The sequence below is a fragment of the Mesorhizobium sp. M2D.F.Ca.ET.226.01.1.1 genome, assembly GCF_004022705.2.
In the GTDB taxonomy this organism is placed as follows: domain Bacteria; phylum Pseudomonadota; class Alphaproteobacteria; order Rhizobiales; family Rhizobiaceae; genus Mesorhizobium.
On record NZ_RZOY02000037.1, the window covers coordinates 1 to 1319 of the forward strand.

The window sequence follows — 1319 nt, forward strand, 5'->3', positions numbered from 1 at the left end:
CGGTCATGCGGCGCAATCACGATCACCGGCATGTTCTCGTCGATCAGCGCGATCGGCCCGTGCTTGAGCTCGCCGCCGGCATAGCCCTCGGCGTGGATGTAGGAGATCTCCTTGAGCTTCAGCGCGCCTTCCATGGCCAGCGGAAAATTGGTGTCGCGGCCGAGATAGAGCACGTCCTTGTAGCGCGACAGCTCGCGCGAGATGCGCTCGATCTGCTCGTCGAGCTTCAGCACCTGGGTGGCGAAGCGCGGCGCCTCGGAAAGCTCGCGCACCAGCCGCTTTTCCTCATCGCGCGAGATCGTGCCGCGCGCCACGCCGGCGCGGACCGCGAGCGCAGCCAAGACGGACAGCTGACAGGTGAAGGCCTTGGTCGAGGCAACGCCGATCTCCGGCCCGGCCAGCGTCGGCAGCACCACGTCGGACTCGCGCGCCATGGTCGATTCGCGCACATTGACGACCGCGCCGATCGTCATGCCGGCCTGGCGGCAATAGCGCAGCGAGGCGAGCGTGTCCGCGGTCTCGCCCGACTGCGAGATGAAGAAGGCCGCGTCGTTGGCCGAAAGCGGCATTTCGCGGTAGCGGAATTCGGAAGCGACATCGATGTCGACGGGAAGCCGCGCGTAGCGCTCGAACCAGTATTTCGAGATCAGCCCGGCGAGATAGGCGGTGCCGCAGGCCGACAGCGCCAGCCGGCCGATCCTGGCGAAGTCGAACGGCAGGTCGAGCGGCTTCGACATACCGGAGACGAAATCGACATAATGCGCCAGCGTGTGCGAGATCACTTCCGGCTGCTCATGGATTTCCTTTTCCATGAAATGCCGGCGATTGCCCTTGTCGACCATGAAGCTGGTCGACAGCGACTGCTGGCGCTTGCGATCGACCTTGTTGCCGTCGATGTCGTAGATGGTCACGCTTTCGCGGCGCACCACCGCCCAATCGCCGTCCTCGAGATAGGTGATCGAGTTGGTAAAGGGCGCCAGCGCGATCGCGTCCGAGCCCAAAAACATCTCGCCCTCGCCATGGCCGACGGCCAAAGGCGGACCGTTGCGGCCGCCGACGATCAGGTCCTCATCGCCCTTGAACATGATCGCCAGCGCGAAGGCGCCGTGCAGCCGCTTCAGCGCGTGATGCGCCGCCTCGACCGGCTTCAGCCCCTTGGCGAGTTCCCGCGCCACCAGATGCGCGACGACCTCGGTGTCGGTCTGCGAGGCGAAGGAGTAGCCGTCGCGGGTGAGTTCGTCGCGCAGCTCCGCGAAATTCTCGATGATGCCGTTGTGGACGATGGCGACGCCGTCGGAAAAATGCGGATGCGCGTTGGT

1 protein-coding gene is annotated in these 1319 nt (G+C 65.1%); it reads right to left on the minus strand.

Features of this window, described 5'->3' with window-relative positions; all coding sequences use genetic code 11:
- The coding region (gene glmS, locus EN869_RS33640; protein ID WP_135859830.1) for a glutamine--fructose-6-phosphate transaminase (isomerizing) at nt 1-1319 on the minus strand (1319 nt) is incomplete at both ends.